At 63.0% G+C, this 2139-nt stretch carries 3 protein-coding genes and 1 pseudogene; 3 read left to right on the forward strand and 1 reads right to left on the reverse strand.

Annotated elements, in window-relative coordinates:
- Window positions 1-26: 26 nt before the first annotated feature.
- A complete protein-coding gene (locus JOY90_RS17860; RefSeq protein ID WP_291692441.1) occupies window positions 27-761 on the reverse strand; it encodes a dienelactone hydrolase family protein in 735 nt (244 codons plus the stop codon).
- Window positions 762-943: 182 nt separating this feature from the next.
- On the opposite strand from JOY90_RS17860, the gene JOY90_RS17865 reads away from it, so the two are divergent.
- From JOY90_RS17865 to JOY90_RS17875, 3 genes and pseudogenes are all read left to right on the forward strand, one after another.
- Complete coding sequence (locus JOY90_RS17865; RefSeq protein WP_291692442.1) at window positions 944-1237, forward strand: accessory factor UbiK family protein; 294 nt, start codon at window positions 944-946, stop codon at window positions 1235-1237.
- A 34-nt stretch (window positions 1238-1271) separates the two neighbouring features.
- A complete protein-coding gene (locus JOY90_RS17870; protein ID WP_291692443.1) occupies window positions 1272-1877 on the forward strand; it encodes a YdeI family protein in 606 nt (201 codons plus the stop codon).
- A gap of 157 nt (window positions 1878-2034) precedes the next feature.
- Window positions 2035-2139: pseudogene (locus JOY90_RS17875) on the forward strand (50S ribosomal protein L25); the annotation flags it as partial.

Below are 2139 nucleotides of genomic sequence, written 5' to 3' on the forward strand. Positions count from 1 at the left end.
AGGAAAGGCATCTAGTCCTTGAAGGCTCAGGCCTGGAGGTTGCGGCGATAGAGTGCCAACAGCCGCTCCCAGTGCCGCTCCGCGGCGTCGCGGTTGTATACCGGACGCTTCGGAAACGCGAAGCCGTGATGGGTGCCGGGATAGATCTCGACCTCGTTCCTTGAACCTTTCATGCCCTCGCGCACCTTCTCGATGATCTCCATCGGCGCGTAGATATCGGTTTCGGCGCAGGCGAAATAGAGTTCGGCCTTGGTCTTTTGCGCGGCAAGATGCGGGCTGTCGGCCTGGTCGGTCGCCAGGTGCGTGCCATAGATCGAGGCGGCGGCCTTGGCGCGGTCGGCGAACTGCGTCGCCACGTTGACGGCGTAGCGTCCGCTCATGCAATAGCCGACCGCGCCGACGATCCGGGTGTTGGCCGCCTTCTGTCCATCGGCATAGGCCAAGAGCGCGCGCGTGTCTTCCATCACCAGTGGAATGTCGATCGAGTTCATCAGGGCGAACATCCGCTTGCGCTCGGGCGCTTCAGGGTCGGCGGGCAGCGGGCCGAGTTCCATCACGCCGGAGCGGTAGTAGAGATTCGGCAGCATCACGTAATAGCCGGCGGTGCCGAGCCGGCGCGCCATGTCGCGCAGTTCCTCGCGGATCGCCGGAGCGTCCATGTAGAAGAGGATGACCGGAAACGGTCCGCCGCGTTCTGGATGGGTGATGAAGGTGGTGGTTCGGCCGTCCTTGGTCTCGATATCGATCTGCTGGTCGATCATGGCGTCTCTGCCTTCTTGTGTTTCTGCTTTGCTTCGATTCTGCTTTCCCGAGGCTGTTCAATACGATGGCAAGGAAACCGAAGCATGACAAGCTGAGCGATGCTGCCGCCCTCGGGCCTTGATTAGCGGCATTCGGATCGCCATTGTGTTCACGTTCGCGCGTAGCATCCGGAGCCTCCGCCATGACTCAGACCAGCAATCGTTTTTTCGACGAACTCGGCCGCCTGATGAACGACGCCGCCGGCGCGGCGCAGGGTATGAAGCGCGAGTTCGACACGGTCTGGCGCAGCCAGGCGGAGAAGGTCCTGCGCGACCTCGACGTCGTCAAGCGCGAGGAGTTCGAGGCGGTCAGGGACATGGCCCGGCTCGCGCGGGAGGAGAACGAGACGCTGAAGGCACGGATCGCGGCGCTCGAAACCAAGCTTGGCATCTCGCCGTCGCCTCCCGACATCGGTAGCATGCGGACCGGCGGGTAGACGTGTCCTGGGCTTCGGCATGTCAAAACGGGATTTGCCGGTCATCGCGTTCAAGTCCCAATCGGCCTTCGAGGCATGGCTGGCTGCGCAAGGTGCAACGACCAAGGGTCTCTGGCTGAAGGTCGCCAAGAAGTCGTCGGGAATCGAAAGCGTCTCGCGGCAGGAGGCGGTCGACGCTGCGCTTTGTCACGGCTGGATCGACGGCCAGCTCGACAGCTTTGACGACAATCATTGGCTGATCCGCTTTACGCCGCGGCAGCCAACCAGCAAGTGGTCGGAGAAGAACCGCGCCCGTGCGCTAGAACTCATCGAGCTCGGGCGCATATGCCCGGCGGGCCTGAAGGAGATCGAGCGCGCCAAGGCCGATGGACGCTGGGAGCGGGCCTACGAAGCGCAAGGCACGGCGCGGGTTCCGGATGACCTTGCAGCGGCGCTTGCCAGCAGCCGCAAGGCGAAGGGCTTCTTCGAGACGCTAAACAGCAAGAACCGTTATGCGATCCTGTATCGCGTCCATGACGCGAAGAGGCCGTCAACTCGCGTGGCCCGAATTGAGAAGTTCGTGGCTATGCTGGAAGAGGGCCGAACCATCTATCCGCAGGCTGTCGTCGCCGCAAAAGCCCGGCCGGCCAAAAGGCGCTGAGCCAGCCGGAAACCGCCCGGATTTCCTTGTCATTTCACGGCTTTGAGGCTAAAAGCCCGCCACGTCCGCGGCCCCCGCACCCCTGGAGGCTTGTCGCTGGACGTATGTGGCAGGCCGCGTTGCGGCCTTTAGCTTTTCAGAACAAGGACTTATGAAGATGGCGACCGTCAGGGAATTGAAGGCGACCGCGCGTCCGTCAGTCGGCAAGGGGGCCGCACGGGCAGAGCGTCGCGCCGGGAGAGTGCCCGGAGTGATCTATGGT

Origin of the sequence: Bradyrhizobium sp. (assembly GCF_019242285.1) — a bacterium.
GTDB lineage: Bacteria > Pseudomonadota > Alphaproteobacteria > Rhizobiales > Xanthobacteraceae > Bradyrhizobium.

Coding starts and splice junctions, on each gene's coding strand:
- JOY90_RS17860 (WP_291692441.1), bottom strand. CDS start 761: ATGATCGACCAGCAGATCGATATCGAGACCAAGGACGGCCGAACCACC.
- JOY90_RS17865 (WP_291692442.1), top strand. CDS start 944: ATGACTCAGACCAGCAATCGTTTTTTCGACGAACTCGGCCGCCTGATG.